The following is a 5,117-nucleotide window of genomic DNA, read 5'->3' as shown; positions in this document are numbered from 1 at the left end:
GGTGCTCTTTAACAATTTATCAGACAATCTGTGTGGGCACTCAAAGTGACATGGATTCTTAACGTCGCAAGACGATAAATGAATACCAAGTCTCAACGAGTGAACACGTAATTCATTACGAAGTTTAATTCATTGAGCATCAAACTTTTAAATTGAAGAGTTTGATCATGGCTCAGATTGAACGCTGGCGGCAGGCCTAACACATGCAAGTCGAACGGTAACAGGAAGCAGCTTGCTGCTTCGCTGACGAGTGGCGGACGGGTGAGTAATGTCTGGGAAACTGCCTGATGGAGGGGGATAACTACTGGAAACGGTAGCTAATACCGCATAACGTCGCAAGACCAAAGAGGGGGACCTTCGGGCCTCTTGCCATCGGATGTGCCCAGATGGGATTAGCTAGTAGGTGGGGTAACGGCTCACCTAGGCGACGATCCCTAGCTGGTCTGAGAGGATGACCAGCCACACTGGAACTGAGACACGGTCCAGACTCCTACGGGAGGCAGCAGTGGGGAATATTGCACAATGGGCGCAAGCCTGATGCAGCCATGCCGCGTGTATGAAGAAGGCCTTCGGGTTGTAAAGTACTTTCAGCGGGGAGGAAGGCGATAAGGTTAATAACCTTGTCGATTGACGTTACCCGCAGAAGAAGCACCGGCTAACTCCGTGCCAGCAGCCGCGGTAATACGGAGGGTGCAAGCGTTAATCGGAATTACTGGGCGTAAAGCGCACGCAGGCGGTCTGTCAAGTCGGATGTGAAATCCCCGGGCTCAACCTGGGAACTGCATTCGAAACTGGCAGGCTAGAGTCTTGTAGAGGGGGGTAGAATTCCAGGTGTAGCGGTGAAATGCGTAGAGATCTGGAGGAATACCGGTGGCGAAGGCGGCCCCCTGGACAAAGACTGACGCTCAGGTGCGAAAGCGTGGGGAGCAAACAGGATTAGATACCCTGGTAGTCCACGCCGTAAACGATGTCGACTTGGAGGTTGTGCCCTTGAGGCGTGGCTTCCGGAGCTAACGCGTTAAGTCGACCGCCTGGGGAGTACGGCCGCAAGGTTAAAACTCAAATGAATTGACGGGGGCCCGCACAAGCGGTGGAGCATGTGGTTTAATTCGATGCAACGCGAAGAACCTTACCTACTCTTGACATCCAGAGAACTTTCCAGAGATGGATTGGTGCCTTCGGGAACTCTGAGACAGGTGCTGCATGGCTGTCGTCAGCTCGTGTTGTGAAATGTTGGGTTAAGTCCCGCAACGAGCGCAACCCTTATCCTTTGTTGCCAGCGATTCGGTCGGGAACTCAAAGGAGACTGCCAGTGATAAACTGGAGGAAGGTGGGGATGACGTCAAGTCATCATGGCCCTTACGAGTAGGGCTACACACGTGCTACAATGGCGCATACAAAGAGAAGCGACCTCGCGAGAGCAAGCGGACCTCATAAAGTGCGTCGTAGTCCGGATTGGAGTCTGCAACTCGACTCCATGAAGTCGGAATCGCTAGTAATCGTGGATCAGAATGCCACGGTGAATACGTTCCCGGGCCTTGTACACACCGCCCGTCACACCATGGGAGTGGGTTGCAAAAGAAGTAGGTAGCTTAACCTTCGGGAGGGCGCTTACCACTTTGTGATTCATGACTGGGGTGAAGTCGTAACAAGGTAACCGTAGGGGAACCTGCGGTTGGATCACCTCCTTACCTTAAAGAACCTGCCTTTGTAGTGTCCACACAGATTGTCTGATGAAAAGTAAATAGCAAGGCGTCTTGCGATTGAGACTTCAGTGTCCCCTTCGTCTAGAGGCCCAGGACACCGCCCTTTCACGGCGGTAACAGGGGTTCGAATCCCCTAGGGGACGCCACTTGCTGGTTCGTGAGTGAAAGTCACCTGCCGTCATATCTCAAAACTGACTTACGAGTCATGTTTGAGATATTTGCTCTTTAAAAATCTGGATCAAGCTGAAAATTGAAACGACACACAGCTCATGTGTGTTCGAGTCTCTCAAATTTTCGCAATCAGAAGTGAAACATCTTCGGGTTGTGAGGTTAAGCGACTAAGCGTACACGGTGGATGCCCTGGCAGTCAGAGGCGATGAAGGACGTGCTAATCTGCGAAAAGCGACGGCGAGGTGATATGAACCTTTGACCCGTCGATGTCCGAATGGGGAAACCCAGTGCAATTCGTTGCACTATCGTTAACTGAATACATAGGTTAACGAGGCGAACCGGGGGAACTGAAACATCTAAGTACCCCGAGGAAAAGAAATCAACCGAGATTCCCCCAGTAGCGGCGAGCGAACGGGGAGCAGCCCGGAGTCTGAATCAGCTTGTGTGTTAGTGGAACGGTCTGGAAAGTCCGACGGTACAGGGTGATAGTCCCGTACACGAAAACACACTTGCTGTGAACTCGAAGAGTAGGGCGGGACACGTGGTATCCTGTCTGAATATGGGGGGACCATCCTCCAAGGCTAAATACTCCTGACTGACCGATAGTGAACCAGTACCGTGAGGGAAAGGCGAAAAGAACCCCGGCGAGGGGAGTGAAAAAGAACCTGAAACCGTGTACGTACAAGCAGTGGGAGCCTCTTTATGGGGTGACTGCGTACCTTTTGTATAATGGGTCAGCGACTTATATTCTGTAGCAAGGTTAACCGTATAGGGGAGCCGAAGGGAAACCGAGTCTTAACTGGGCGTTAAGTTGCAGGGTATAGACCCGAAACCCGGTGATCTAGCCATGGGCAGGTTGAAGGTTGGGTAACACTAACTGGAGGACCGAACCGACTAATGTTGAAAAATTAGCGGATGACCTGTGGCTGGGGGTGAAAGGCCAATCAAACCGGGAGATAGCTGGTTCTCCCCGAAAGCTATTTAGGTAGCGCCTCGTGAATTCATCTTCGGGGGTAGAGCACTGTTTCGGCTAGGGGGCCATCCCGGCTTACCAACCCGATGCAAACTACGAATACCGAAGAATGTTATCACGGGAGACACACGGCGGGTGCTAACGTCCGTCGTGAAGAGGGAAACAACCCAGACCGCCAGCTAAGGTCCCAAAGTCATGGTTAAGTGGGAAACGATGTGGGAAGGCACAGACAGCCAGGATGTTGGCTTAGAAGCAGCCATCATTTAAAGAAAGCGTAATAGCTCACTGGTCGAGTCGGCCTGCGCGGAAGATGTAACGGGGCTAAACCATGCACCGAAGCTGCGGCAGCGACGCTTAGGCGTTGTTGGGTAGGGGAGCGTTCTGTAAGCCGTTGAAGGTGGCCTGTGAGGGTTGCTGGAGGTATCAGAAGTGCGAATGCTGACATAAGTAACGATAAAGCGGGTGAAAAGCCCGCTCGCCGGAAGACCAAGGGTTCCTGTCCAACGTTAATCGGGGCAGGGTGAGTCGACCCCTAAGGCGAGGCCGAAAGGCGTAGTCGATGGGAAACAGGTTAATATTCCTGTACTTGGTGTTACTGCGAAGGGGGGACGGAGAAGGCTATGTCAGCCGGGCGACGGTTGTCCCGGTTTAAGCATGTAGGCGGAGGTTCCAGGTAAATCCGGTACCTTTTAACGCTGAGGTGTGACGACGAGGCACTACGGTGCTGAAGTGATAAATGCCCTGCTTCCAGGAAAAGCCTCTAAGCATCAGGTAACACGAAATCGTACCCCAAACCGACACAGGTGGTCAGGTAGAGAATACCAAGGCGCTTGAGAGAACTCGGGTGAAGGAACTAGGCAAAATGGTGCCGTAACTTCGGGAGAAGGCACGCTGATGTGTAGGTGAAGTCCCTGCGGACGGAGCTGAAATCAGTCGAAGATACCAGCTGGCTGCAACTGTTTATTAAAAACACAGCACTGTGCAAACACGAAAGTGGACGTATACGGTGTGACGCCTGCCCGGTGCCGGAAGGTTAATTGATGGGGTTAGCGGCAACGCGAAGCTCTTGATCGAAGCCCCGGTAAACGGCGGCCGTAACTATAACGGTCCTAAGGTAGCGAAATTCCTTGTCGGGTAAGTTCCGACCTGCACGAATGGCGTAATGATGGCCAGGCTGTCTCCACCCGAGACTCAGTGAAATTGAACTCGCTGTGAAGATGCAGTGTACCCGCGGCAAGACGGAAAGACCCCGTGAACCTTTACTATAGCTTGACACTGAACACTGGTCCTTGATGTGTAGGATAGGTGGGAGGCTTTGAAGCGTGGACGCCAGTCTGCGTGGAGCCAACCTTGAAATACCACCCTTTAATGGCTGGTGTTCTAACGTAGACCCGTAATCCGGGTTGCGGACAGTGTCTGGTGGGTAGTTTGACTGGGGCGGTCTCCTCCCAAAGAGTAACGGAGGAGCACGAAGGTTGGCTAATCCTGGTCGGACATCAGGAGGTTAGTGCAATGGCATAAGCCAGCTTGACTGCGAGCGTGACGGCGCGAGCAGGTGCGAAAGCAGGTCATAGTGATCCGGTGGTTCTGAATGGAAGGGCCATCGCTCAACGGATAAAAGGTACTCCGGGGATAACAGGCTGATACCGCCCAAGAGTTCATATCGACGGCGGTGTTTGGCACCTCGATGTCGGCTCATCACATCCTGGGGCTGAAGTAGGTCCCAAGGGTATGGCTGTTCGCCATTTAAAGTGGTACGCGAGCTGGGTTTAGAACGTCGTGAGACAGTTCGGTCCCTATCTGCCGTGGGCGCTGGAGAATTGAGGGGGGCTGCTCCTAGTACGAGAGGACCGGAGTGGACGCATCACTGGTGTTCGGGTTGTCATGCCAATGGCACTGCCCGGTAGCTAAATGCGGAAGAGATAAGTGCTGAAAGCATCTAAGCACGAAACTTGCCCCGAGATGAGTTCTCCCTGAGACTTTAAGTCTCCTGAAGGAACGTTGAAGACGACGACGTTGATAGGTCGGGTGTGTAAGCGCAGCGATGCGTTGAGCTAACCGATACTAATGAACCGTGAGGCTTAACCTTACAACGCCGAAGCTGTTTTGGCGAAGAGAGACGATTTTCAGCCTGATACAGATAACAGAATTTGCCTGGCGGCTTTAGCGCGGTGGTCCCACCTGACCCCATGCCGAACTCAGAAGTGAAACGCCGTAGCGCCGATGGTAGTGTGGGGTCTCCCCATGTGAGAGTAGGGAACTGCCAG

General features: G+C 52.9%; 1 tRNA gene and 3 rRNA genes. All 4 read left to right on the top strand.

From position 1 onward, the window contains the following. Positions 1–149: 149 nt before the first annotated feature. Positions 150–1,691, top strand: a 16S ribosomal RNA gene (locus A3466_RS10960). Positions 1,692–1,776: 85 nt separating this feature from the next. Then, positions 1,777–1,852 (top strand) — tRNA-Glu (locus A3466_RS10955). 182 nt (positions 1,853–2,034) lie between these two features. Further along, positions 2,035–4,939 (top strand): 23S ribosomal RNA (locus A3466_RS10950). Positions 4,940–5,003: 64 nt separating this feature from the next. Further along, positions 5,004–5,117: ribosomal RNA gene (gene rrf, locus A3466_RS10945) — 5S ribosomal RNA — on the top strand; the annotation flags it as partial.

This window comes from Enterobacter genomosp. S, from assembly GCF_001631805.1.
GTDB lineage: Bacteria > Pseudomonadota > Gammaproteobacteria > Enterobacterales > Enterobacteriaceae > Enterobacter > Enterobacter quasihormaechei.
The sequence above is the reverse complement of the archived record's forward strand: the minus strand, read 5'-3'. Positions and strand labels throughout refer to the sequence as shown.